22 protein-coding genes and 3 pseudogenes are annotated in these 23,755 nt (G+C 69.3%); 18 read left to right on the top strand and 7 right to left on the bottom strand.

What is annotated here, in order from left to right; all coding sequences use genetic code 11:
- Positions 1-43 precede the first annotated feature (43 nt).
- Positions 44-553, bottom strand: a complete 510-nt coding sequence (locus BO226_RS14785; RefSeq protein WP_024101744.1) for a DUF2505 domain-containing protein — start codon at positions 551-553, stop codon at positions 44-46.
- A 71-nt stretch (positions 554-624) separates the two neighbouring features.
- Between BO226_RS14785 and BO226_RS14780 the strand changes: the two genes are divergently transcribed.
- Positions 625-1,671 carry a UDP-N-acetylmuramate dehydrogenase gene (locus BO226_RS14780; RefSeq protein ID WP_232238131.1) on the top strand — a complete coding sequence of 349 codons (1,047 nt, stop codon included), beginning with the start codon at positions 625-627 and terminating at the stop codon, positions 1,669-1,671.
- A gap of 142 nt (positions 1,672-1,813) precedes the next feature.
- Here BO226_RS14780 and BO226_RS14775 read toward each other — a convergent pair whose 3' ends face one another.
- Complete coding sequence (locus BO226_RS14775; protein ID WP_006552368.1) at positions 1,814-2,563, bottom strand: SDR family NAD(P)-dependent oxidoreductase; 750 nt, start codon at positions 2,561-2,563, stop codon at positions 1,814-1,816.
- Positions 2,564-2,646: 83 nt separating this feature from the next.
- On the opposite strand from BO226_RS14775, the gene BO226_RS14770 reads away from it, so the two are divergent.
- Complete coding sequence (locus BO226_RS14770; protein ID WP_071935541.1) at positions 2,647-3,324, top strand: TetR/AcrR family transcriptional regulator; 678 nt, start codon at positions 2,647-2,649, stop codon at positions 3,322-3,324.
- A 282-nt stretch (positions 3,325-3,606) separates the two neighbouring features.
- Complete coding sequence (locus BO226_RS14765; protein ID WP_071935540.1) at positions 3,607-4,932, top strand: ROK family transcriptional regulator; 1,326 nt, start codon at positions 3,607-3,609, stop codon at positions 4,930-4,932.
- 15 nt (positions 4,933-4,947) lie between these two features.
- Here BO226_RS14765 and BO226_RS14760 read toward each other — a convergent pair whose 3' ends face one another.
- A complete protein-coding gene (locus BO226_RS14760; protein WP_071935539.1) occupies positions 4,948-6,042 on the bottom strand; it encodes a tocopherol cyclase family protein in 1,095 nt (364 codons plus the stop codon).
- 185 nt (positions 6,043-6,227) lie between these two features.
- Between BO226_RS14760 and BO226_RS14755 the strand changes: the two genes are divergently transcribed.
- The 6 genes from BO226_RS14755 to BO226_RS14730 all read left to right on the top strand — a co-directional run bounded on the left by BO226_RS14755 (position 6,228) and on the right by BO226_RS14730 (position 12,818).
- Positions 6,228-7,421: an MFS transporter gene (locus BO226_RS14755; protein WP_071935538.1), complete on the top strand. Its 1,194-nt coding sequence runs from the start codon at positions 6,228-6,230 to the stop codon at positions 7,419-7,421.
- A 5-nt stretch (positions 7,422-7,426) separates the two neighbouring features.
- Complete coding sequence (locus tag BO226_RS14750) at positions 7,427-8,329, top strand: alpha/beta fold hydrolase (RefSeq protein WP_071935537.1); 903 nt, start codon at positions 7,427-7,429, stop codon at positions 8,327-8,329.
- Positions 8,326-9,660 (top strand): D-inositol-3-phosphate glycosyltransferase, encoded by a 1,335-nt coding sequence (mshA, locus tag BO226_RS14745; RefSeq protein ID WP_024101737.1) that lies wholly within the window; start codon positions 8,326-8,328, stop codon positions 9,658-9,660. The genes BO226_RS14750 and mshA overlap by 4 nt, the downstream gene beginning before the upstream one ends.
- A complete protein-coding gene (locus BO226_RS14740; RefSeq protein ID WP_019291186.1) occupies positions 9,657-10,211 on the top strand; it encodes a YbjN domain-containing protein in 555 nt (184 codons plus the stop codon). The genes mshA and BO226_RS14740 overlap by 4 nt, the downstream gene beginning before the upstream one ends.
- Before the next feature lie 444 nt (positions 10,212-10,655).
- Positions 10,656-10,985: a transglycosylase family protein gene (locus tag BO226_RS14735; RefSeq protein WP_006552360.1), complete on the top strand. Its 330-nt coding sequence runs from the start codon at positions 10,656-10,658 to the stop codon at positions 10,983-10,985.
- A gap of 246 nt (positions 10,986-11,231) precedes the next feature.
- Positions 11,232-12,818, top strand: a complete 1,587-nt coding sequence (locus tag BO226_RS14730; RefSeq protein WP_071935536.1) for an AMP-binding protein — start codon at positions 11,232-11,234, stop codon at positions 12,816-12,818.
- A 122-nt stretch (positions 12,819-12,940) separates the two neighbouring features.
- On the opposite strand, the pseudogene BO226_RS28720 reads toward BO226_RS14730, so the two are convergent.
- Positions 12,941-13,317: pseudogene (locus BO226_RS28720) on the bottom strand (FAD-dependent oxidoreductase); the annotation flags it as partial.
- 75 nt (positions 13,318-13,392) lie between these two features.
- A pseudogene (locus BO226_RS28715) lies at positions 13,393-13,455 on the bottom strand (hypothetical protein); the annotation flags it as partial.
- 331 nt (positions 13,456-13,786) lie between these two features.
- On the opposite strand from BO226_RS28715, the gene BO226_RS14720 reads away from it, so the two are divergent.
- The 3 genes from BO226_RS14720 to BO226_RS14710 all read left to right on the top strand — a co-directional run bounded on the left by BO226_RS14720 (position 13,787) and on the right by BO226_RS14710 (position 16,667).
- The gene (locus BO226_RS14720; protein WP_019291191.1) at positions 13,787-14,533 is read left to right on the top strand and encodes a phosphoglyceromutase; all 747 of its coding nucleotides are present in this window, start codon (positions 13,787-13,789) and stop codon (positions 14,531-14,533) included.
- 201 nt (positions 14,534-14,734) lie between these two features.
- Complete coding sequence (locus BO226_RS14715) at positions 14,735-15,916, top strand: sensor histidine kinase (protein WP_024101733.1); 1,182 nt, start codon at positions 14,735-14,737, stop codon at positions 15,914-15,916.
- 61 nt (positions 15,917-15,977) lie between these two features.
- Positions 15,978-16,667: a response regulator transcription factor gene (locus tag BO226_RS14710; protein ID WP_006552355.1), complete on the top strand. Its 690-nt coding sequence runs from the start codon at positions 15,978-15,980 to the stop codon at positions 16,665-16,667.
- On the opposite strand, the gene BO226_RS14705 is transcribed toward BO226_RS14710, so the two are convergent.
- Positions 16,649-17,479, bottom strand: coding sequence for a hypothetical protein (locus tag BO226_RS14705; protein ID WP_071935535.1), 831 nt, complete (start codon positions 17,477-17,479; stop codon positions 16,649-16,651). The two genes, BO226_RS14710 and BO226_RS14705, sit on opposite strands and share 19 nt — an antisense overlap.
- Positions 17,480-17,524: 45 nt before the next feature.
- Here BO226_RS14705 and BO226_RS14700 point away from each other — a divergent pair, with 45 nt between their 5' ends.
- From BO226_RS14700 to BO226_RS14690, 3 genes are read left to right on the top strand one after another with little or no spacing between them, the layout of a single operon-like run.
- Positions 17,525-18,478: a Ppx/GppA phosphatase family protein gene (locus BO226_RS14700; protein ID WP_071935534.1), complete on the top strand. Its 954-nt coding sequence runs from the start codon at positions 17,525-17,527 to the stop codon at positions 18,476-18,478.
- Complete coding sequence (locus tag BO226_RS14695) at positions 18,475-19,755, top strand: hypothetical protein (protein WP_071935533.1); 1,281 nt, start codon at positions 18,475-18,477, stop codon at positions 19,753-19,755. The genes BO226_RS14700 and BO226_RS14695 overlap by 4 nt, the downstream gene beginning before the upstream one ends.
- A gap of 4 nt (positions 19,756-19,759) precedes the next feature.
- Positions 19,760-20,713, top strand: a complete 954-nt coding sequence (locus BO226_RS14690) for a sugar phosphate isomerase/epimerase family protein (RefSeq protein ID WP_019291195.1) — start codon at positions 19,760-19,762, stop codon at positions 20,711-20,713.
- Here the strand turns inward: BO226_RS14690 and BO226_RS14685 are convergent.
- A complete protein-coding gene (locus tag BO226_RS14685) occupies positions 20,672-21,088 on the bottom strand; it encodes a hypothetical protein (RefSeq protein WP_019291196.1) in 417 nt (138 codons plus the stop codon). The genes BO226_RS14690 and BO226_RS14685 overlap by 42 nt on opposite strands.
- Positions 21,089-21,182: 94 nt before the next feature.
- On the opposite strand from BO226_RS14685, the pseudogene BO226_RS14680 reads away from it, so the two are divergent.
- From BO226_RS14680 to proC, 3 genes and pseudogenes are all read left to right on the top strand, one after another.
- Positions 21,183-21,776: pseudogene (locus tag BO226_RS14680) on the top strand (MerR family transcriptional regulator); the annotation flags it as partial.
- 69 nt (positions 21,777-21,845) lie between these two features.
- Positions 21,846-22,703 (top strand): thioesterase family protein, encoded by an 858-nt coding sequence (locus BO226_RS14675; protein ID WP_071935532.1) that lies wholly within the window; start codon positions 21,846-21,848, stop codon positions 22,701-22,703.
- Positions 22,704-22,780: 77 nt separating this feature from the next.
- Entirely contained in the window at positions 22,781-23,641 is an 861-nt protein-coding gene (gene proC, locus BO226_RS14670) for a pyrroline-5-carboxylate reductase (protein ID WP_024101725.1), read from the top strand.
- Positions 23,642-23,755: the final 114 nt, after the last annotated feature.

Raw genomic sequence — 23,755 nt, 5'->3', positions numbered from 1 at the left:
CCGGAAATCGCGACCGTCCACGGGGGAGCCCCGCGGGGTGCGATCAGGCCGAGTGATCCCCGTTCAACCACTGTTCGGTGAAGGTGCGCTCCGCGTCGAACAGCTCGACGAGCTGCTCGACGATCATGCCCTCGATCTTGGAACCGAGGAACGGGATCTTCACCTCGACGGTGCCCTCGATGACGACGGACGAGCCTGCTCCGTCGGCGATGAGTGTCATCCCGCCGGTGACCTCGCCGGGCATGCCGTCGACGTGGGCCGAGAACCTGCCCTCGGCGCGACCGTCTGCGTACGCACCCCACGATTCGTGACGCCGGATGACGAGATCGCCCGGGCGGAGGCTCGTGACCATGCTCGGCAGGTGCTCGGCCGGGATGGCCTGGTGGAGGTCGAGTTCGATCGTGCCGTCGCCGGTGTCGGCGCGTTCGACCGCCGCGCCCGGGCCCCCGACCTCACTCAGCCGGGTCTGCCAGTACTGCGGATCGACGAACGCCGCGTGGACCGCAGCAGGCGGGGACGAGTAGTTCGCAGTGTGGTCGATAGGGCTGCCCATACGGGGCACGCTACCGTTTGCTGGTGCTTGATCCACGTACCAGGGCCCGGCTCGTCGAAACGGGAGCCACGGTGTCCGAGCAGGTGTCGCTGTCGGAATTCACGACCCTCCGGCTCGGTGGCCCCGCCCGGTATCTCGTCGAATGCACGTCCACCGCGTCGTTGATCGAGGTCGTGCGCCTGCTCGACGAGCAGGAAGTGCAGCTGCTGCTCCTCGCGGGTGGCTCCAACCTCGTGATCGGCGACGACGGCTTCGACGGCGTGGTGGTGCGTGTCGCGACCACCGGTGTCGACCTCCGCGACGACCACGTCCGGGTGGACGCGGGAGCCGAATGGGACGCCGTCGTCGCGGCCACCGTGGAGGCCGGCCTCGGCGGCCTCGAATGCCTGTCGGGCATCCCCGGCTCCACGGGAGCGACGCCGGTGCAGAACGTCGGCGCGTACGGCGTCGAGGTGGGCTCGATCCTGCGTCGCGTCCGCCTGTTCGACCGCGCCACCGGCCAGGACTCGTGGGCCGGCCCCGAGGCACTCGGTCTCGGCTACCGGACCAGCATCCTCAAGCACACCGACGCAGCGGTCGTCCTCGAGGTGGAACTGGACGTGCGGAGCGACGGTTCGTCCGCACCCCTCGCATACCGGGAGCTCGCTGTCGCGCTGGGTGCGGAGGAGGGCGAGCGCCGGCCGGCGGCGCAGGTACGCCAGCACGTGCTCGCGTTGCGCCGCAGCAAGGGCATGGTGCTCGACGCCGACGACCATGACACCTGGAGCGCCGGATCGTTCTTCACGAATCCCGTCGTCCCCGACGACCGCCTGCCGCAGGTGCTCGCGGCCATCGCGGCGAAGGTGGGGGCGGACGTGCGCATCCCGCAATTCCCCGCGGACGGCGGCACCAAACTGTCGGCCGGATGGCTCATCGAGCGGGCCGGTTTCGTGAAGGGTTTCCCCGGCGCCGACGCACCGGCGCGGTTGTCGACGAAGCACACGCTGGCGCTCACCAACAGGGGAGCGGCATCGGCCGCGGACCTCGTGGCGCTGGCGCGGACGGTGCGCGACGGCGTCGAGGACGCCTTCGGGGTCCGTCTGCATCCCGAACCCGTCACCGTGAACTGCGTGATCTGACGGACGGCCCGCCCGTCGCCCCCGGTCGAACACCCCGAAGGCGGTGGCGGGATCGAGGACCAGCTCCCGCCCACCCACGGTGACCGTGACAGTACCGACGGGGGTGGGCGCGACCGCCTCGCCGCGCCCACCACCCGGTGGGTCAGTCGGTGACGCGGTGGAACCGGCCGGCATTGGCCTGGTCGCGCGGCTTGACGATGATCTGGTCGAGGTTGACATGCGACGGCCGCGACGCGACGAAGCCGATGATGTCGGCGATGTCCTGGGCGACGAGCGGGGTGATGCCCTCGTACACCTTGTCGGCCCGATCCTTGTCGCCCTCGAAGCGCACCAGCGAGAACTCGGTCTCGACCGCGCCCGGCGCGACTTCGGTGAGGCGGACGGGCTGTCCGAGCAGTTCGCCGCGCAGCGTGCGGTGCAGCACGGCCTGCGCGTGCTTCGCCGAGGTGTAGCCGGCGCCGTTGTCGTAGGCCTCGAAGGCCGCGACCGAGGTGATGGTGACGATCAGGCCGTCGCCCGAGGCGATGAGCTTGGGGATCAGCGCCTTGGTGATGCGCATGGTGCCGATGACGTTGGTCTCCCACATCCAGCGCCAGTCGTCCTCGACGGCCTCGGCCACCGGTGCGAGTCCCTTGGCGCCACCGGCGTTGTTGACCAGCACGTCGACCCGCGGCAGCACCGTGGTGAAAGCGTCGACCGAATCCTCGTCGGTGACGTCGAGCTCGAGCGCGGTACCGCCGATCTCGTCGGCGAGCTTCTGCAGGCGGTCGAGGCGGCGTGCGCCCACCACGACGTGGAAGCCCTGTGCGGCGAGCGTGCGGGCGGTCGCCTCGCCGATTCCGGAGGAGGCTCCGGTGACGACGGCGACGCGGGAATCGGGAGAGATGCTCATGGGGGCAATCGTAGTGTCGGGCACCGGATGCCGCCGCACGTCCCGGCCTGCGAAGTCCTTTCCGTGCGGCTACCCTGCGGCGTATGACCACCACCCGCGGTCGATACAGTTCGGGCGAACAGACCCGGATCCGGCTCGTCGAAGCCGCTGAGCGACTCTTCGCCCGCAGTGGATACGACGGGGTCACCCTCGCCGACATCCGCAAGGCCGCCGGACAGCACAACTCGTCGGTGGTCGGTTACTACTTCGGCACCAAGGAGGGGTTGCTCGAGGCGGTCTTCTCCCACCGGTTGCTCGCCCTGCACTCCCAGCGGGAAGCGCTCCTCGCCGAGATGCTGCGGACGCGGGAGACCCTCTCGGTCCGCGACCTGCTGTGGGTGATCATCCGCCCCCTGGCCGGCACGCTCGGCCGCAACAACCACTACGTCGCCTTCCTCGACCGGCTGTCGAACCACGACCGGTTCGCCGAGTGCTTCCGCGTCACCGGACCGACGGGAACCGAGAGCGGCCGCCGGTCCGACACCGCGCTACGGACCCTGCTCGGGCCGTTGCCCGACGATATCGCCGGGCAGCGTCTGCGGCTGGTCTACTCCGGCACCGTCGGTGCGCTGGCGCGGTGTCACCGTGCAGGCGAATCACCCACCACGGCAGAACTCGCCGCACTCGTCGACGCGTGGGAGGCGTTGCTGCTCGCCCCGGTGTCGGCGGAGACCGCGCACGCACGCGGGGACGTGCAGGAAGATTTCCCACCGGATCGGTAAGGATTGGACACGACGCGGTTCGGGCGATAGTTTGAGCGACATGTCAGTCGGCCACGCCTCCGCACCGCGGGTCACCTATGTGACCGCCGCGCTGGGATCACGGCTGCCTCTGGCGCGCGAACTCTGTTGTCGCTGCTGCGGAAAGTAACTCCGCACCGATCCCACCCTCGTTGTGCGGGTCCGTCTCCGATCATGTTCTCCACGTCGGGGTCTCGGTGCGTCGATCGTCTCCCGCCCGTTCTCCGGTCATCACGTCCGGATCAGCAGCCAAGGATCAGCGCCGTGTCGGTTCCCACTCTCTCGCCGTCCGTTTCCCTTCCCTCGCGGTCGTCCGCGCCCCGTCGCGCCGCCGGTTCCGCCGTCCGTGGATCCACGCGTGCGACGGTCGTCCGTCCCCGCACCTCCCGTGTGTCGAGCCCCGTCAGGATCGTTCCGCCGGACCTGCGTATCGCCGACGGCACCGGGGCGTCGGTCTTCCGTGTCGCCGCCAACCGTGGCCCCGTCTCGCGCGACGTGATCGCCAAGGTCACCGGTGCGAGCATCGCCACCGTCAATCGTCAGGTGTCGGCCCTGCTCTCGGCAGGTCTGCTGCGTGAGCGCGCCGACCTGACCGAACCCGGCGCGGTCGGCCGGCCGCGTGTTCCCGTCGAGGTCGACCACGAGCGGTACCTGACGGTCGGCATTCACATCGGTGCCGTCACCACCGGCATCGTCGCCAGCGACCTGCGCGGTCGCATCATCGGCGCCGTCGAGGTCCCCACGCCGACCGGCGACCAGGACGCCGCGCTCGCGTCGATCACCGCGAGCGCCAAGGCCTTCGTCGGGCGGTGGCACCGCCGCGCCCCGTTGTGGGTCGGCGTCGCACTCGGCGGGCGGGTGGACTCGAACACCGCCGTCGTCACGCACCCGCGACTCGGCTGGGTCGACGCCCGGGTCGGCGTGATCGTCGGTGGCGGTATGGGGCTTCCGGTCTCGGTGGCCGCGCACGTCGAGGCGATGGCCGCCTCCGAACTGCTCCTCACCCCCGATCGCGACGCCCCCGAGGCCAAGGGCACCGGCCTGTACTTCTACGTTCGTGAGACGGCCGGTGTGGCAATCACTTTCGAGGGCAAGGTGCACACCCCTGCCGGCGGTCCGGGTTCGGTGACGCATTTCCCCACCGGTTCGTCGACCCGGTGCTCGTGCGGCGGCACGGGTTGCCTCGAGGCGACGGTGAGCGATCGGGCGGTCGTGCAGCGCGCGGTGGCCGAGGGCATCCTCGCCGACGGCGACAACACCATTCAGTCGCTCTACCGCCTCGCGCGCGGCGGTTCCGAGGCCGCCCACGGTCTGCTCGTCGAGCGGGCCACCGTGCTCGGCCGCACCGTCGGAATGCTGCGCGACCTGTTCAATCCCGACCGTGTGATTCTCGGCGGACAGGCCTTCACCGAGTACCCGGCCGCGGTTCCGCACGTCGCCCGCGCGTTCGCCGCGTCGACCACCCTGCCGCGCAAGGACATCCGCATCACCGGCTTCGGCAACCGGGTGCAGGCCCACGCCGCGGGTGTCGTCTCGCTCAGCTCGTTGTTCTCGGATCCGATCGCGGCGATGAAGCGCACCGAACTCTGAGCGATCCCGTCGGATTCACACGCTCGGTGGGGCGTCCGTCGCGTCCGCAGCGGCGCCCCGCCGGTCGAGTTCCGCCCGGGCCCGGTCCAGCCCGCCGTGTTCGAGTGCGGCCGAGTGCGATTCGTCGGCCCACACCAGTTTCCCCCGTTCGTGGACCGTCACGGTCATGCGACCGCCGAGATGTTCGATCGAACCGGCGACGTTCCGTCGTTCCGCGGGCACGGGGACCGGCAGGACGTGTGCCGCTCCGAGGGGTGAACTTCCCGAGATCTCCACGCTCCAGCGGGCATTGCGGCCGCGCAGGTGCCAGCTCTCGTCGGTGACCGTCGCCCGGACCGGGGATGTGACGGGATTGCCCAGCCGCACGATGCGCCCGTCGGGTAGCGCGACGACGACCGCCGTGACCTCCGTGTGCAGCGGACCCGAATGCACCTGCCCGCCTGCGAACGCCACACACGCCTGCGGGTCGGCGAATCCCTGCGTCTGACCCCACCACCACGACTCGGGGAAACCGCCCTTGCCCCAGTTCTTCTCGCCGTAGACCTGGGCGCCGGTCAGATCCCACTTCTCGTTGCCGAGGATCGCGTGCCCTTCCACCCGGCCGCCGAGCAGCCAGGAATGCCAGTACTGGTTGAGACCGGGGACGGAATGGAACACGCTCGACGCGCCGAAGCGGCGTCGCGGCCAGAGCCACAGATCCGACAACCGGATGTCGAGACGGGCGTCGTCGCCGAGATCCATCCACACGCGTTCGCTGTCGCCGCAGAAGACGTCGCCGGCCGATGCGCCGAGCCGATCGGGATCGGAAGCGGCCACCGGATGCGCGGCGGTGCGCAGGAAACCCCCGGGATGGGCGGCCAGACCGAGCGTCGCCCAGTGCGAGCCGGGCCCTCCCGAGTCGTCCGCACGGTTGACCCCGCACAGGGCGATGACGACGCGGCCGGTTCCGGGCTGGGTGAAGCGCCAGAAGTAACCCTCCATCGCGACGCCGTGCGCGGCGAGCGGATTCCCGAAGGGCAGATCCGCTCCCGACGCGCGGTAACGGGTCCACAGACTCCTCGGTGAGGGTTCCTTCGGTGAGAGCCGCCCGTGTCGTTCGTGCACCGCCATGCCCGCTCCGTTCCGTAGATCCGTCCTGTCCGTTCCCCGGATGTACCCAGCATGGCCGTTCCCGTCACGGATCGTGCGGAATCGGGCAGCGACGTCCGGAGGCCGGGAGGTACCTGCACCTCGCGTGGTCGGTCGGCCATAACGTTGACCGGACCGGATCGGACCGAAGAGAACGTGAGAAGTACGTGACAGGAGAGAAGGGCGGCTCGTACCGCGAGTTGTTCGCAGCGCCGGGTGCAGCCGCGTTCTGCCTGGCGGGATTCGTGGCGCGCCTGCCGATCGCGATGGTCGGGATCGGCATCGTCACGATGTTCTCCCAGCTCGAGGGGAACTACGCGGTCGGCGGCGCACTGTCCGCGGTGTTCGCGCTGTCGTACGCCGTGCTCACCCCGATCGTCTCCCGCGCGGTCGACCGGTACGGCCAGCGACGGGTCCTGCCCACGGCCGCGGCCGTCAGTGCGGTCGCCACCCTCGCGATGCTCGCCGGCGTCCGGTTCGAGGTGCCCACGATATGGCTGTTCGTCTGCGGGATCCCGGCAGGACTCATGCCCACGATCGGCGCGATGGTGCGGGCGCGGTGGACGCAGCTCTACGGCGGCACTCCACGACTGCGCACCGCCTTCGCGCTCGAAGCGGTGGTCGACGAGGTGTGCTTCATCGTCGGCCCCGTCCTGTCGGTGGGCCTGAGCGTGGCGGTCTTCCCCGAGGCCGGTCCGCTGCTCGGCGCGGTCCTGCTGCTCGTCGGGACCCTCGCCCTTGCGGCGCTGCGCAGCACGGAGCCTCCCGTGCAACCGCACACCGACGACCGTGCGCGGGCGAACATCCTGCGCATGCCCGTCCTCCTGTCGATCGTCGTGGTGATGGTCGCGATGGGTGTGGTCTTCGGCGTGATCGATGTCGCAGCCGTCGCGTTCACGGCCGAACAGAACTCTCCGGGCTCGGCCACCTTCGCGCTCGCACTGTTCGCGACGGGTTCGGCGATGAGCGGCCTGATCTTCGGTAGCCGGGTGGGATCGAGTGCTCCGACCCGCCAGTTGTTCGTCGCCACCGGCACTCTCGCCGTCCTGCTGTGCCCGTTGCTGCTCGCCGGTTCGGTGCCGATGCTCACGGTGCTGTACTTCGTTGCCGGATGCGCGATCTCGCCCATCATGATCGTGGCGACGTCGCTGACGCAGCAGATCGTGCCGCCCGACCGGCTCACCGAGAGCATGACGTGGACGGTCGCGGGTCTCGGCGTCGGCGTCGCCGCAGGTTCGGCGCTGGTGGGACAGGTCATCGACCGGGCCGATGCCGGCACCGGATATCTCGTGGCGGTCGCCGCGGGCATCCTCGCGGTCACCTGTGCCGGCGGGATCCATGTGCGAGCACGGTTAGAGTGACGCGCATGGCAGTTCGTGAAGTGGCCGGTATCGACGGCACCTCCCTCGTGTATCGCGTATTCGGCTCCGAGACGGCACCGGTTCTGGTGCTGCTCCACGGGTGGGCCCAGTCGTCGCGGTGCTGGGGCGACGGGGTCCTCGACGCACTCGCCCGCGACTTCCGTGTCGTCGCCGTCGACCTGCGCGGACACGGTTATTCGCAGGCTCCCGAGACCGGATACGCCGATCGCAGTCTGTGGGCCGGCGACCTCGCCGCGGTGCTCGCCGCCGAGAACGTCTCCGAGACGAACCCGGCGGTGCTGCTCGGTTGGTCGTACGGCGGCCTGGTGATCTGCGACTATCTCGCCGAACACGGCGCGGGAGCTGTCGCCGGCCTGGTCCTCGTGGGTGCCATCACGAGCATCGGCCGTGGCGAGAAGGGCGGACGCGTCGGTGCCTCGATGCGTGCCGCGATCCCCGCCGCGATGTCGGAGGACCCGAAGGAAGCGGTGCGCGCGCTCGGCTCCTTCGGTAACGCCCTCACCGGTCCCGTCGTCGAGGGCAGCGCTCTCCTCGAAGGCAAGGGCGCGGTGTCGCAGGCCTTGTTCGGTGCGAGCCTGTGCACCCCGCCCCGCGTCCGTGCGGCGCTGTTCGACCGGGCGGTGGGCAACGACGACCTGCTCGCCGACCTGGACGTGCCGGTTCTCCTCCTGCACGGCGACGCCGACTCGGTCGTCGACGTCTCCGCGGCGCACCACGCGGCGTCGCTGCTGCGACGCGCCACGACCTCGATCTGGGAGGGCGTCGACCACGGTCCGTTCGTCGAGGATCCCCACCGGTTCGTGTCGGAGGTCGGAGAGTTCGCTCGCACCGCGACGGCGGAGGCGGCGACACGCGAAGATCGGCAGCAGGGCAGTATGGAGGGGTGACGTCCCAGCCCAGCCGCCCGCACCGCGTGGCCGTGATCTCGGTCCACACCTCGCCGCTGGCGCAGCCCGGAACCGGGGACGCAGGCGGTATGAACGTGTACGTCCTGCAGACCGCCGTCGAGCTCGCGCGTCGCGGCGTCGAAGTCGAGATCTTCACCCGCGCGACCTCGTCGGCCGATCCGGCCGTCCAGCAGGCCGCGCCCGGGGTGCTCGTCCGCAACATCGAGGCCGGCCCCTTCGAAGGCCTCGACAAACACGACCTGCCGACGCAGCTGTGCGCTTTCGCTGCCGGCGTGCTGCGCGAGGAGGCACGGCACCCGCAGGGCTACTACGACCTGGTGCACTCGCACTACTGGTTGTCGGGGCAGGTCGGCTGGCTCGCCCGCGACCGCTGGGGTGTGCCGCTCGTGCACACCGCCCACACGCTCGCCGCGGTGAAGAACGCCTCGCTCGCCGAGGGCGACACCCCCGAACCCGCAGCCCGGCAGATCGGGGAACAGCAGGTCGTCGCGGAGTCCGACCGCCTGGTGGCCAACACCGCCGACGAAGCGGGGCAGCTCGAACGCATCTACGGGGCCGATCCCGCGAAGATCGACGTCGTCGCACCGGGCGCCGACCTGAACCGCTACCGGCCCGGCGACCGCGCGGCCGCCCGCGCCGAACTCGGACTCGACCCGCGCGAGACCGTCGTGGCGTTCGTGGGCCGCATCCAGCCGCTCAAGGCCCCCGACGTGCTGCTCGAGGCCGCTGCGCGGGCACTCGCCGACGATCCCGGCATGCCGCTGCGGGTCCTGGTGGTGGGAGGTCCCTCGGGAACGGGTCTCGAGCGCCCCGACGCGCTCATCGAACTCGCGTCCGCACTGGGCATAGCGTCGCGGGTCACCTTCCTCCCGCCGCAGCCGCCGGACCGTCTCGTCCAGGTCTACCGGGCTTCGGATCTCGTTGCGGTGCCGAGCTATTCGGAGTCCTTCGGTCTCGTCGCAATCGAGGCGCAGGCTTGCGGCACGCCCGTGCTGGCCGCGAACGTCGGGGGTCTCGGCGTCGCCGTGCGCGACGGGGAGACCGGCATGCTCGTCGACGGGCACCGCATCGACGACTGGGCGACGGCGTTGCGTTCGCTCGTCGGCGATCCGGATCGTCTCGCCCGGTTCGCGGCGACCGCGCCCGTGCATGCGGAGTCCTTCTCGTGGGAACACACCGCGGAAGGACTGCTCGACAGCTATCGGCGGGCCGGGATGCGCCGCAACCGCACCTTCGGTACCGGTGAGCATTCGCTGCGACGGCAGCGTGGAGTGTGGAAGTTGCGACGGACGAGGGGAGTCACGGCATGAGCGACCGGCTCATCGAACTGATCGAATCCACGCTGCGCGATCGCGAGCTCGAGTTCTCCGTCAAGGAGGGCGGGCACTTCGTCGTCGAGCTCCCGGGCGAGAAGAAGCTCAAGACGACCACGCTGCTCAGCGTCGGACAGCACGGTGTGCGGGTCGAGGCGTTCGTGTGCCGCAAGCCGGACGAGAACTTCGAATCGGTGTACCGCTACCTGCTGCGTCGCAACCGTCGCCTGTACGGCGTGGCGTACACGCTCGACAAGGTCGGCGACATCTATCTGGTGGGACGCATCGCCGCGCACGCGTTGACCCCCGAGGAGATCGACGCGGTCCTCGGGCAGGTCCTCGAGGCGGCGGACCACGACTTCAACATCATCCTCGGTATCGGGTTCATCACGTCCATCAAGCGCGAATGGGAGTGGCGGGTCTCGCGGGGCGAACCGTTGCGCAATCTCGAGCCGTTCCGTCACCTCATCGAGGAGGAGACCGGCACGCCGTTCGAGCCCGATGTGGACGACGACGAACCCGGGGATCGGCGCGAAGCGAACGGGTGACGGCGTTGCCGGACACCGTTATCTCCCCGTGAACATGTCCGGTTGGAGAGGTCTGCACGGCCGTATGGTGTGACCATTCCCACAATCGAAATCCGCTGAAAACGTCCGGGAAACGGTGCGTTCCCACGAAGCGACCTGGGGTTTTGTCGATCGCCGGTCCGGTTTCTCGCACAGCCGTACCGGAAAATCGAACCGTGACCTCGCCGTGATGAACCCTTACCGTCGATGTAGGCCCGATACCGACGGGCGTTACACACCGGCCCCGCAGCCGCTCGTTCCACCCCCGCGGGATTGTCGGATCCACAACCTGCCGAGGGGTGGAGCGAGAGAGCGACCGGGCGTGCGCGAGCACCGCACCGTGTCGCCGGCACCGACCGTCCAGCCCACATGTGGCGGACCCATTGCGTCGGGGGCCTCGCAAGCAGCCGGAAAGGATTCATCCACATGGCAAAGTTCACGATCAAGCGCGCCCTGGGCACCCTCGCTGCCTCCACTGCACTCGTTGCGACCCCGTTCGCTCTGGGTGCCGGTACCGCCAACGCCGCATCCGGCAACTGGGATGCCGTCGCACAGTGCGAGAGCGGTGGAAACTGGGCGATCAACACCGGTAACGGCTACTACGGCGGTCTGCAGTTCTCGCAGAGCACCTGGGAGGCCTACGGTGGCTCGGGAACCGCGAACAACGCCTCGCGCGAGGAGCAGATCCGCGTCGCCGAGAACGTCCTCGCCGGACAGGGCGTCGGTGCATGGCCGGTCTGCGGTCAGTACCTCTGACCGCAGCGCCCTCGGGCGTAGGGAGCGCAGCTCACACGACATCGTGAGCGCAGCTCCAGCAGCTTCCGAACCCCGCGTGCGATCCGTCGCACGCGGGGTTCGTGCTCTCCGGCAGGCGAACCGCGCCGGAACGGTATCCTCGCAATCCCCACACAGCGCGTGTGACGGGCTTCACAACCGCTGCGGTAGTGTGGACTCGACCGAAAGTCGGCACGGCGTGCCAGCAGAATGCTCGGAGGATGAGTAATGAGTTTCCGCAGTCCCTTTCCCGACGTCGACATCCCGGCATCGAGTGTCTACGACTTCCTGTTCGGTTCGCTCGACGAGTCCGAGCTCGATCGACCCGCGCTCATCGACGGCGCGTCCGGCACCGTGACGGACTACCGCACGCTCGTGGCCCACATCGACGCCGTCGCCGGAGCGCTGGCCGCCCGGGGCATCGGTGTGGGGAAGGTCGTCGGGCTGCTCGCACCCAACGTGCCGGCCTTCGCCTCGGTCTTCCACGGCATCCTGAGGTCCGGCGCCACCGCGACCACGATCAACGCCCTCTACACAGCCGGGGAGATTTCGAAGCAACTCGACGACTCGGGGGCCGTGGCACTGTTCACGGTGTCCCCGTTCCTGCCGCAGGCGAAGGAGGCCGCCGCGGCCGCCGGGATCCCCGACGAGTTGCTCTTCGTGCTCGACGGCGCCGAGGGCCATCCGTCCCTGCGCGACGTGCTCACCGAGGGTTCACCGGCTCCCGCCGTCGAGTTCGATCCGGCCACCCACCTCGCGGTACTGCCGTACTCCTCGGGCACGACCGGCCGGCCCAAGGGCGTGATGCTCACGCACCGCAATCTCGTCGCGAACGTCTGCCAGATCACCCCGCGGATGGGTATCGCCGCCGACGACCGCGTGCTCGCACTGCTGCCGTTCTTCCACATCTACGGCATGACGGTGCTGCTGAACGCCGCGCTGTACAACCGCGCGTCGCTGGTGACGATGCCGAAGTTCGACCTCGTCGACTTCCTCACCTACATCTCGGAACACAAGTGCACGTACGTGTTCATCGCGCCGCCGGTCGCTGTCGCGCTCGCCAAGCACCCCCTCGTCGACCAGTACGATCTGTCGAGCGTGCACACGGTCTTCTCCGGTGCTGCACCGCTCGACAAGGAACTCGCCGGATCGGTCGCGAAGCGCTTGGGCTGCAACGTCCGGCAGGGATACGGCATGTCGGAGATGTCTCCCGTGTCGCACGCAATTCCCTTCGAGGACAACGAGACCGAACTCGATTCGGTGGGACCGACGATCGCGAACATGGAATGCAAGATCGTCGATCCCGCCACCGGCGAGGAAGTCGAATATCCCACCGGCGACGGCGTTTCGGCGCCCGGCGAACTGTGGTGCAAGGGACCGAACGTCATGGTCGGTTATCTCGGCAATCCCGAGGCCACGGCCGACACCCTCGACGAGGACGGCTTCCTCCACACCGGCGACATCGCCACGGTCGACGGGAAAGGTGCCGTCCGGATCGTCGACAGGCTCAAGGAACTCATCAAGTACAAGGGCTACCAGGTGCCGCCGGCCGAGCTCGAGGCTCTGCTGCTCACGCACCCGCAGATCGCCGACGCCGCGGTGATCGGCGTCCGCGACGACGAGGGCGAGGAGGTTCCGAAGGCCTTCGTCGTCCGGCAGCCGGATTCGACGATCGACGAGGACGAGGTCATCGACTTCGTGGCCGCGCGGGTCGCGCCGCACAAGAAGGTCCGCCAGGTCGAGTTCATCGACACGGTGCCGAAATCCTCTGCGGGCAAGATTCTTCGGAAGGATCTGCGCGCCCTGAACGCCTGACGGGCGCACCGGCGACGTGTGGATCCCCGGGAGATCGTGTGTCTCCCGGGGATGCCGCTGTCCGGCCCCTGCTACGGAACCGCCGGGCCTCGACCTCTCGGGCCGTGGAGGACCCTGCCCGATCAGGCGAGCATGTGCGGTTGTCCCGCTCGGTACCGGTCGGCGTCGATGCGCCGCAAGGGTTCCAGTTCGGGCGGTTCGTGCAACTTGTACAGTGCCGGCGGTGCGGCGGGGGAGCCCGCAGTTTGGAGCAACGCACCCACCGCCACCCGCGCCGATTCGTTCGCGCTCTCCATCGTCGCGAGGTCGATGTCGTTGCGGACGTAGTCGCCCGCGAGGAACAGGTTCGGGATCGCGGTGTGTGCCTCGGGCCGGTTCGCGAGCGATCCCGCGGTGTTGATGAGCAGCGGGTGTCGTTGGTGACGCCACCGGCTCCCCACTTCACGCCGGGATCGAGGAACCACGAGGCGATGTCGTTCTCGTCGATCGCGCCCGTCCCGTGCAGATCGAGGCGGCCGCCTGCCGCGGTGCCGGGGGAGGGGATGCTGCGCGCCTTGCCGCCGAGCGCGGTCGGCTTGAGGACGGTGACCTCGAAGCCGCGTCCGATCAACTCGTGCGCGGCGGCCGGTCCGGCCATCCCGCCGCCGAGGATCGCGACCCGGCGTCCGCCGGAGTGCACCGCCGGTGCGCGGCGGCTCGGCTGTGCGCCCGCCGTGACCGGCAGTGCTGCGGCCCCGAGCGCGCCGAGGGCGGTGAGGACGGTGCGGCGGGACATGCGTCCGTCGGGCTGCGGACCCCGGTGTGGCTGCGGACCCCGGTGTGACATCGAATCCCGTGTGTGTCGGTGATGACGAACTGTGGTGCGCGGCGCCGACTCCCGCGTTCCTGGCAACGTACATTGTCAGATATGGCCCACGATCGGGGGCGCCCGTGGCGAAATCCCCATCCGTGCATGTCAGGATTGGGTCATGACTATCGGAACACTTGTTCTGCTCCGCCACGGCGAGAGCGAATGGAATGCGATGAACCTGTTCACCGGCTGGGTGGACGTGCATCTGACCGACAAGGGGATCGCCGAGGGCAAGCGGGCCGGTGCCCTCCTCGCCGAGCACAATGTGCTTCCCGACGTCTCCTACACCTCCCTGCTGCGCCGCGCGATCAGCACCGCCAACTTCGCGCTCGACGCCGCCGACCGGCACTGGATCCCCGTCATCCGCGACTGGCGTCTCAACGAACGCCACTACGGCGCGCTCCAGGGCAAGAACAAGTCCGAGATCAAGGACGAGTTCGGCGAGGAGCAGTTCATGCTGTGGCGTCGCAGCTACGACACCCCGCCGCCGCCGATCGAGCCGGGTTCGAAGTACAGCCAGGACGCCGACCCGCGCTACGCCGACGTCGACGAGGTTCCCCTCACGGAGTGCCTGAAGGACGTCGTCGCCCGTTTGATCCCGTACTGGGAGTCGACGATCTCCCAGGACCTGCTCGCGGGCAAGACCGTGCTCGTCACCGCGCACGGCAACTCGTTGCGCGCGCTCGTCAAGCACCTCGACGGGATCTCCGACGACGACATCGCGGGCCTGAACATTCCCACGGGCATCCCGCTGCGCTACGACCTCGACGAGAACCTGCGCCCGCTGAACCCGGGTGGCACCTATCTCGACCCCGAGGCCGCAGCTGCCGGTGCGGCGGCGGTCGCGAACCAGGGCGCCAAGTAGCAGCCTCACGGAAGCGAGATCCGACCCCGTTGCCGTTCGGTGACGGGGTCGGTTCGTTCGTGCAGGTCCGTCGCAGAGTGGTCCGTTCTGGGCGAACAAAGGGTGAACAACACTCCAACATCCGAAAAATGGGGTGTGACGTGCGGGAAATGCCGTCGACCCGCTGTCCGGTGGGGTACCGGTGTCATTACGATTCGAAGTGTGAGTGTTACGCAGGCCGTGTTGCTGGCCGTGGTCGCAGCGGTCCTCGGCGGGATCGTCACCGTCGCCGCCGGGAGGCTGGTGCAGCGCCGGGCCCACGGTAGCGACCAAGCCGACCTCACGATGTTCGACGTGCTCGACCGGGTCGTGCACGGGGCGTCGACCGGTATCGCGGTGGTCGACAAGTTCCACGACGTCGTCCTGTCGAACCCGCGCGCCGAGGAACTCGGCCTCGTCCGCAACCGGCAGATCGACGACCGGGCCTGGGCGGCCGCCTGCCAGGTACTCGAGAAGAGGAAACCGATCGAACTCGACTTGGGCGCGAAGGCATTGCTCGGCCGCGAGCCCGTCGCGGTGCGCTGCACCGTCCGGCTGCTGCTCGACCAGGATCCGCGCTTCGTCGTGCTCTACGCCTTCGACGACTCCGAGCACGTCCGCATGGAGGCCACCCGGCGCGATTTCGTGGCCAACATCAGCCACGAACTGAAGACCCCCGTCGGCGCGATGGCGTTGCTCGCGGAGGCGCTGCTCGAATCCGTCGACGATCCCGAGACCGTCCGCCACTTCGGCGAACGGGTCCAACGCGAGGCGACGCGCCTCGGCAACATGGTGACCGAACTGATCGCCCTCTCGAAGCTCCAGGGTGCCGAGAAACTGCCCGATCTCGAGGTCGTGGACGTCGACGACGTCGTCGACGAGGCTCTCGACCGCACGCGCCTGACCGCCGAGAACGCCTCGATCACCATCAGCACCGACCGGCCGAGCGGTCTCGAGATCCTCGGCGACCGAACGCTGCTCGTCAGCGCCCTCACCAACCTCATCGAGAACGCGATCGCCTACTCCCCGGCCGGCTCACCGGTGACCATCAGCAGGTCGCTGCGCGACGGCAAGGTCGCTATGGCCGTCACCGACCGGGGGATCGGTATCGCCAAGGAGGACCAGGAGCGGGTCTTCGAGCGCTTCTTCCGCGTCGACAAGGCCCGGTCGCGGGCCACCGGAGGCACCGGCCTCGGGCTGGCCATCGTCAAGCACGTCGCTGCGAACCATCACGGCGAGATCACCCTGTGGAGCAAGCCCGGTACCGGCTCCACCTTCACCCTCCTCGTCCCGGCCCACGTCGAGGACGCCGAGGATGACGAGAACCACACCGCCGACCGCACCGAGAAGGTGGTCGGATCGTGACGCAGACCCCACCCGGGTTCCCGGGCGGACGGATATCGAGAAACAGACGGAGGACCAGTTCGTGACGCGTGTGCTGATCGTCGAGGACGAGGAATCGTTGGCGGATCCGCTCGCCTTCCTGCTGCGGAAGGAGGGGTTCGAGACGACCATCGCCGGCGACGGCCCTTCGGCCCTCGCCGAGTTCGACCGGGAGGGCGCCGACATCGTCCTGCTCGACCTGATGCTCCCCGGGATGAGCGGCACCGACGTGTGCAAGCAGTTGCGGACCCGCTCGGGTGTGCCGGTCATCATGGTCACCGCTCGCGACAGCGAGATCGACAAGGTCGTCGGGCTCGAACTCGGCGCCGACGACTACGTCACCAAGCCGTACTCGGCGCGTGAACTCATCGCCCGGATCCGTGCGGTCCTGCGGCGCGGGGCCGACACCGAGAGCGAGGTAGCGGCGGACGACGGACTGCTCGAGGCCGGACCCGTGCGGATGGACGTCGACCGTCACGTCGTGCACGTCAACGGTGAGCCGGTTGCCATGCCGCTCAAGGAATTCGACCTGCTCGAATATCTCCTGCGGAACTCCGGGCGGGTGCTCACCCGCGGACAGCTCATCGACCGGGTGTGGGGCGCCGACTACGTCGGCGACACCAAGACCCTCGACGTCCACGTCAAGCGTCTGCGCTCGAAGATCGAGGAGGATCCGGCCAAGCCGCGTCACCTCGTGACGGTGCGCGGTCTGGGTTACAAGCTCGAGGCCTGATCGGAGCCGGCATCGGAGCCCACCTGTGCTGCCGACGTCGCGGGATGGATCGCGATCAGACCCAGTCCCTGGCGTCGCCGGCACAGGCGCGCGAGCTCGTCGTAGGCCGCCGCACCGAGGAGTTCGGTGAGCTCGGGGGCGTACGACTGCCAGACCGGACGCTCGCCGACGTGCGCGTCGGGAGAGCCCGAGCAGTACCAGTCGAGGTCGTGCCCACCCTCACCCCAGCCGCGTCGGTCGTACTCGGTGATGACCGTGCGCAGGATCTCGGTGCCGTCGGGACGCTCGACCCAGTCCTGGGTGCGGCGGATCGGGAGCTGCCAGCACACGTCCGGCTTCATCTCGAGCGGTTCGATGCCGCGTCGCAACGCCATGGTGTGGAGGGCGCAGCCCTGGCCGCCCTCGAATCCGGGACGGTTCAGGAAGATGCACGCACCCTTGTAGCGGCGGGTGCGCAGGGCGGGCTCGTCGTCGATCTCGTCCTCTTCGAGGTAACCCTTCTTGCCCAGGCCCTTGTCCATGAACTGCCAATCGGCCGGCGTGAGGTGTTTCACTGCCTTCGCCAGCTTCTGGCGATCGTCGTCGTCGGACAGGAACGCACCGTGCGAGCAGCACCCGTCGTCGGGTCGCTCGGCGATGATGCCCTGGCACGCCGGAGTGCCGAACACGCAGGTCCACCGCGAGAGCAGCCATGTCATGTCTGCGGCGATGACGTGTTCGTCGTTGTCGGGGTCGGTGAACTCCACCCATTCCCGAGGAAAGTCGAGAGGGACTTCCGGGGCCGGGTCGAGTTTGTGTGGGGCATGGGACATACCTGCTGTCACAGGTCCCGACGGTAGACCCAGTACCGTATTGATGTGCGCTTAGGGGTACTCGACGTCGGAAGCAACACCGTTCACCTGTTGGTGGTGGACGCCCATCGTGGTGGGCACCCCACGCCGATGAGTTCGACGAAGGCCACGCTGCGGCTGTCCGAGAACATGGACGACAACGGCGACATCACCTCCAACGGCGCCGATCGGCTCGTCGAGACCGCCGCCGAATTCGCCAGCATCGCCCGCACCTCGGGATGCGGCGAGCTCATGGCGTTCGCGACGTCCGCGGTGCGCGACGCCGGCAACTCCGAGGCCGTCCTCGAGCGGGTGCGCCGGGAGGCCGGGGTGTCGCTGGACGTGCTCTCCGGCGAGGACGAGGCGCGGCTGACCTTCCTCGCGGTGCGCCGCTGGTACGGCTGGAGCGCCGGAAACATCCTCGACCTCGACATCGGCGGTGGATCGCTCGAGCTCACCTTCGGTGGCGACGAGGACCCCGAGATCGCCTACTCGCTCCAGCTCGGTGCGGGACGGCTCACCCGCGACTGGTTCCGTGAGGACCCGCCCGGCAAGCGCCGGATCTCGGCGCTGCGCGACTGGCTCGACGCCGAACTCGCCGAGCCGGCGAAGGCCATACGCAACGCGGGCGCCCCCGACCTGTGTGTGGGCACCTCCAAGACCTTCCGGACCCTCGCCCGCCTGACCGGCGCGGCCCCCTCGTCCGCCGGCCTGCGGGTACAACGGACCCTGACGGCCAGCGGACTGCGCCAGCTCATCGCCTTCATCTCCCGGATGACCACGGCCGACCGCGCAGAACTCGAAGGCGTCAGCTCGGACCGGTCCGAGCAACTCGTCGCCGGCGCCCTCGTCGCGGAGGCGAGCATGCGTGCCCTCGGAGTGGAGACGCTGCAGATCTGCCCGTGGGCGTTGCGCGAAGGCCTGATTCTTCGGAAGCTCGATACGGATATGGGTGGCGAACTGGTGGTGGCAACCGGATGAGCGAGAATCGCAGCAACGACACGGGGCAGATCTCCGTGGCCGAGCTGTTGGCGCGTAACGGCCAGAAGGTGGGAACACGGGCCGGGGGACGACGCCGACGAGGTGCGAGCGGCGGCATCTCCGTCGCCGAACTGACGGGCGAGATCCCGATCACCCGCGCAGACAGCAAGGTCGAGCGGAATACCCCGACCGATGCGGAAAGCGCTGCCGGGCAGGCGGATTCGTCGTCCTCGACGGCTGCTGTCGAGGCGGAGACCCCGCCGAAGGCCGTCCCGGCGCCACGCAAGGTCGAGACCCCGAAGCTAGAGACGCCGAAGGCGGCGACCTTCGCGCTGTCCGACATCGAGAAGACCACCGTGACCCCGCGGGTTGCCGTCGAGACGAAGACGCCGCCGGTGAAGACCGGAACGAGCACGCCTGCCGTCACGAAGACGCCGCCTGCCGCGAAAACACCACCCACTGCGAAGGCGCCGTCCGGCCCGGCGGCGAAGGTGCCTGCAGCCGCGGATGCAGTGTCGAAGACGGACACGGTGTCGAAGACGGATGCAGTCTCGAAGACGGCCGCATCGACGAAGGCAGCGTCCAAGGCGGCGCCGCCCAAGATCGAGTCGCCGACCGAGGTCATCCGTCCCGAGGCGCTTCCCCGGCGCGCGCGGGCGCATCTCGGAGGGGCCGCGCCCGGCTCGCAGTCCGGTGAAGGAGCAGCGGTCGCCGACAAGAAGGCGGACAAGAAGTCCGAGAAGGCGAGCGCCCCGGCGGTGTCGGTGCGCAAGGCCGACGTCGCCGAACCGCGACTACTGTCCGGCCCCGCCAGCGACCTGCAGGGCACCGGTGCCGACGCCGACGACTCGACCGACACCATCGGTGCTGCGGGTGCCGCGCCCGACGCTTCGGAGGGAGTGGCATCGTCGCGGTCGCGGAAGTCCCGCGGCAAGGGTGGGAAGTCGACGTCCGACGCCGTCGACGACTCGGCACGGAAGAGTGCGGACGACGAGTCCACCGACGCGGAGCAGGGCAGTGGCCTCAAGCAATGGGCGTTGCTGATCGGCGAGAGCGTCGCCGCGATCGTCGCGGGCGGATTGCTCTTCAAGGGCTTCGAGCGGTTGTGGGACCTCATGCCGTGGGTTGCCTTCGCGCTCGCGCTGCTGGTGATCGTGGGCCTGGTCGCGCTGGTGCGTGTCCTGCGGCGCACCGACGACATCACGAGTCAGCTCATCGCGCTCGCGGTGGGAGCATTCGTGGCCTTCGGGCCGCTGTTGTTCCTGCTGCCCGGGTGAGCCGATGCCGACCGCGCAGGGAATCCGGGTAGGGCTGTCCACCGCTTCGGTCTATCCGGAGAACACCGAAGCGGCGTTCCGCTTCGCGGCCGATCTCGGTTTCGACGGGGTCGAGTTGATGGTGTGGGCCGAACCGGTGAGCCAGGACCCCACCTCGGTGGAGCGTCTGGTCCGCGAGTACGGCGTGCCGGTGCTCGCCGTGCACGTGCCGTGTCTGCTGATCTCGCAGCGCGTGTGGGGATCCGATCCCGCCGCCAAGCTCGACCGTTCGGTGCGTGTCGCCGAGATCCTCGGTGCGGAGACCGTCGTGGTCCATCCGCCCTTCCGGTGGCAGCGTCGCTATGCGGAGGGATTCTCCGACCAGGTCGCGGCGCTCGAGGCCGACAGCCACGTGGTGCTCGCGGTCGAGAACATGTACCCGATGAGGGCCGACGTCGTCTTCGGCGGTCGTGATCGCGGCGCCGAACGTCTGCGCCGGCGCGGTCCCGGCCGCGCGGTCTCGGCCTACAGCCCGTCGCTCGACCCCACCGACACCGGTTTCGCGCACTACACGCTCGACCTGTCGCACACCGCGACCGCGGGGGCCGACGCCCTCGCGCTCGCGGATCGGATGGGGGAGGGGCTCGCCCACCTCCATCTCGCCGACGGCCGGGGCTCCTCGCTCGACGAACACCTCGTCCCGGGAACGGGCACGCAGCCGTGTGCGGACGTGTGCCGCCGGCTCGCCGCGAGCGACTTCGGCGGGCACGTGGTGCTCGAGATCAGCACCCAGAGCGCACGGACGCGTGCGGAGCGCGCCGGGATGCTGGCGCGTTCGCTGGCCTTCGCGCGCACGCACCTGGATCGCTCGGCGACGCGCGCGATCACCGCCGGCCCCGAGAGTCCCCGGCACACGGACATCGCGCGCGTCCCCGCCTCAGAGGGCAGCGATTCCGGCGGCGAGCACGGCGACGCCTGAGATCAGCACGCCCGCGGTGAGGGAGACGGCGCCGAGCCGGACCGCCGCGAACATCCGGCCGGGCCGCGTCGGATCGGGCCCGAGCACCGACAGGAAGAAGCCTGCCGGGATCAGGATCGCGGCGACGAGCACGGCGATGGCGCCGGCCGCCGACCAACCGGGTGATGCGCCCACGACGTGCGTGAGAACGGCGATGAGCAACCCGAGGGTGACGAGTACGCCAGCGTGGGCGTGACCGGCACGGAAGAACGTCTTCTGCAGGTCGTTGGTGGGTACGCCGCCCGCGGCGACGCGTAGCAGGAAGGTGCCTCCGAAGGCGATGCCTGCGACGGTGAGCACGGTGCTCCCGAGAACGATGGTCACGAGCGGATGCATGAGGGCCTCCTCGGCCGGTACTCCGTGACTGGATACTACAACTATCCAATACTGGATAGTTGTAGTATCCGGTGTCGAGGAGCGGAGGTGATCGGTGCGTATCTCGGAACTCGCCGAGCGTTGCGGCATACCGCTGCCGACGGTGAAGTACTACCTGCGCGAGGGGCTGCTCATGCCGGGCGTGGCGACGAGCGTCACCTCGGCGACCTACGACGACCGGCACGTGCGGCGCCTGGGTCTGGTCCGGTCACTCGCCGCGCAGGGTCTGCCTCTCGAGAAGATCAAGACCGTCGTGGATCTCGTCGACAATCCCCGCGACGACCTCTTCGTCGAACTCGGCCACGCCATCGCCGCGCTGCCACCCTACGTCGAGGACTCGGCCGGTCCCGGCTATCCCCGCGCCCGCCACCTGCTCGAACGCCTCGGCCAGGTCTACGACCCACGGTTCGCGGCCGTGGCGCAACTCGAACACGCGCTCGCGGCACTCGAAGCCGCCGGCCTGCGGATGGACGACCGCCGGATCGACGCCTACGGCCGTCACGTCCGCGCCATCGCCGAACTCGACCTCGAACTGCTGCCGACGCACTCCCGGGAAGCCACCGTGGAAGCGGCCGTGCTCGGGACCGCCCTGTACGAACCGGTCCTCACGGCCATGCGCCGGTTGGCCCACCAGCATCTCGCCGCCCGCATGTTCGGGTCCGGTGGACCCCCCCACGACCGGCGCCGATCCGGCCCCGAACGACGACCAGGAGCAGCAGTGACCCTCACCGACCAGCCCTTCCTCGACCTGACCTCGGTCACCCGGGTGCCGGGAGAGCACCCGGATGGCACGGCGGCCTGGCAGGCGCACATCGATCCGGTGTGGACCATCGGGCCCAAGGTGCACGGCGGATGCATGCTCGCGGTCTGCGCGTCCGCGGCGCGCAGGTCGGTGCTCGACGCCGGCGTCGACCCGCTCACCCAGCCCCTCGCCGTGAGTGCCTCGTTCGTCGCCGCGCCCGACCCCGGCGACGTCGAACTCACCACCGTCCTACGCAAGCAGGGCAAGCAGATCGCCCTTGTGGACGTCGAACTGTCCCAGGCCGGGCGTGTGGCGGTGCGGGCGAGTGTCACCCTCGGCACGCCGGATACCGAGGAGCCCTTCCACACGGTGCCGCACCGCGCGACCACGATGCCCGCCGACCCGCCGGCCGAGTCGGTGCTCGTCACCCCCGAGCACCCCATGGGGCAGATCGTGAAGTTCGCCGCCACCTCCCACCTCCGGATCGACTCCGCCACCGCGCGTTTCCTCGACGGGCAGCAGGGCGAACCGCTCGTGTCGATGTGGACGCGGCCGTCGCCGGGCGACGAGGCCGACGTCGACACCTCGGTGCTGTTCGCGCTCATGTGCGGCGACGTGTCGGCTCCCGTCGCGATGAACCTCGGCCGTTTCGGCTGGGCGCCGACGGTGCAACTCACCGCCTATCTGCGGCGGGTTCCGGCTCCGGGATGGCTGCGGGTCATCGCCGAGAGCAGCGTGCTCGGCAGCACCTGGTTCGAGGAGGACCACACCGTCGTCGACTCGACCGGCCAGGTGGTCGTGCAATCGCGTCAGCTGGCCATGATGCCGCGCTGATACGCCCGAACGCGGTAGGTCCCGACAGGCGGTGACCGTGGTGTAGGCCGCACGGACGGTCGTGGCAGGCTGTCCCCATGACGAGAATCGCAGTGATCGGTGGCGGCAGGATCGGCGAGGCGCTGATCTCGGGTCTGCTGAAGAACGGCTTCGCGACCAAGGATCTCGTGGTCGCCGAGAAGTTCGAGGAACGGCGTGAGGAATTGTCCCGGGCCTACTCGATCCGGGTCACCGACAGCACCTCCGACGCCGCGGAAGGCGCCGACGTGGTGGTCGTGGCCGTCAAGCCCAACGACGTGGACGTCGTCGTCACCGCCCTCGCGGCGGTCGACGCCGGGAACGACGACGAGCAGATCCTGGTGTCGCTTGCCGCGGGCATCCCGACGGTCCGCTACGAGACCAAGCTCCCGGCCGGCTTCCCCGTCGTGCGCGTGATGCCGAACACCCCGATGCTCGTCGGGGAGGGCGCGAGCGTGCTGTCCGCCGGTCGGTACGTCAAGCAGCAGCATCTCGACACGGTCCGCGAGATCCTCGCGAGCGTGGGAACGGTCTCGGTGGTCCCGGAGGCGCAGATCGACGCGGTCACCGCGGTTTCCGGGTCCGGGCCCGCATATTTCTTCCTCGTCGCGGAGGCGATGATCGACGCCGGTGTCTCGCTCGGCCTGACGCGGGCGGTGGCCACCGATCTGGTGGTGCAGACGATGACCGGCTCGGCCGCGATGCTCACGCGCTCGGGGGACAACGCTGCCGACCTGCGCGCCGCGGTCACCTCGCCGGGTGGCACCACGGCGGCCGCGATCCGCGAACTCGAGCGTGGAGGCCTGCGTACGGCCTTCTACGAGGCGCTCGACGCTGCGAAGCGCCGTTCCGCGCAACTCGGGGCGGCATCGGATCAGCCGTCGCCTGCGGCCCGCGAGGGGCTCTCCGGGACGGCCTGACAGGGCATCCACCCGAGGCACTGACAGGTGTCACTGCGGAACGCTGACAGACGTCACCGTAGGGCGTAGCGTGGCGACGAACAGCCGCCCGCCGGAAATTCCCCAGCTGCATCG

This window comes from Rhodococcus sp. 2G (assembly GCF_001886355.1).
Classification (GTDB): Bacteria; Actinomycetota; Actinomycetes; order Mycobacteriales; family Mycobacteriaceae; genus Rhodococcus; species Rhodococcus pyridinivorans.
This window is presented reverse-complemented; position numbering and strand designations above follow the sequence as displayed.

Bases quoted from the DNA above. Each gene is read 5' to 3' on its own strand.
- BO226_RS14685 (WP_019291196.1), bottom strand. From the start codon at position 21,088: ATGCATCCGCTCGTGACCATCGTTCTCGGGAGCACCGTGCTCACCGTC.
- BO226_RS14695 (WP_071935533.1), top strand. From the start codon at position 18,475: ATGAGCGAGAATCGCAGCAACGACACGGGGCAGATCTCCGTGGCCGAG.
- BO226_RS14770 (WP_071935541.1), top strand. From the start codon at position 2,647: ATGACCACCACCCGCGGTCGATACAGTTCGGGCGAACAGACCCGGATC.
- BO226_RS14720 (WP_019291191.1), top strand. From the start codon at position 13,787: ATGACTATCGGAACACTTGTTCTGCTCCGCCACGGCGAGAGCGAATGG.
- BO226_RS14730 (WP_071935536.1), top strand. From the start codon at position 11,232: ATGAGTTTCCGCAGTCCCTTTCCCGACGTCGACATCCCGGCATCGAGT.
- BO226_RS14740 (WP_019291186.1), top strand. From the start codon at position 9,657: ATGAGCGACCGGCTCATCGAACTGATCGAATCCACGCTGCGCGATCGC.
- BO226_RS14785 (WP_024101744.1), bottom strand. From the start codon at position 553: ATGGGCAGCCCTATCGACCACACTGCGAACTACTCGTCCCCGCCTGCT.
- BO226_RS14760 (WP_071935539.1), bottom strand. From the start codon at position 6,042: ATGGCGGTGCACGAACGACACGGGCGGCTCTCACCGAAGGAACCCTCA.
- BO226_RS14705 (WP_071935535.1), bottom strand. From the start codon at position 17,479: ATGTCCCATGCCCCACACAAACTCGACCCGGCCCCGGAAGTCCCTCTC.
- proC (WP_024101725.1), top strand. From the start codon at position 22,781: ATGACGAGAATCGCAGTGATCGGTGGCGGCAGGATCGGCGAGGCGCTG.
- BO226_RS14775 (WP_006552368.1), bottom strand. From the start codon at position 2,563: ATGAGCATCTCTCCCGATTCCCGCGTCGCCGTCGTCACCGGAGCCTCC.
- BO226_RS14735 (WP_006552360.1), top strand. From the start codon at position 10,656: ATGGCAAAGTTCACGATCAAGCGCGCCCTGGGCACCCTCGCTGCCTCC.
- BO226_RS14690 (WP_019291195.1), top strand. From the start codon at position 19,760: ATGCCGACCGCGCAGGGAATCCGGGTAGGGCTGTCCACCGCTTCGGTC.
- BO226_RS14750 (WP_071935537.1), top strand. From the start codon at position 7,427: ATGGCAGTTCGTGAAGTGGCCGGTATCGACGGCACCTCCCTCGTGTAT.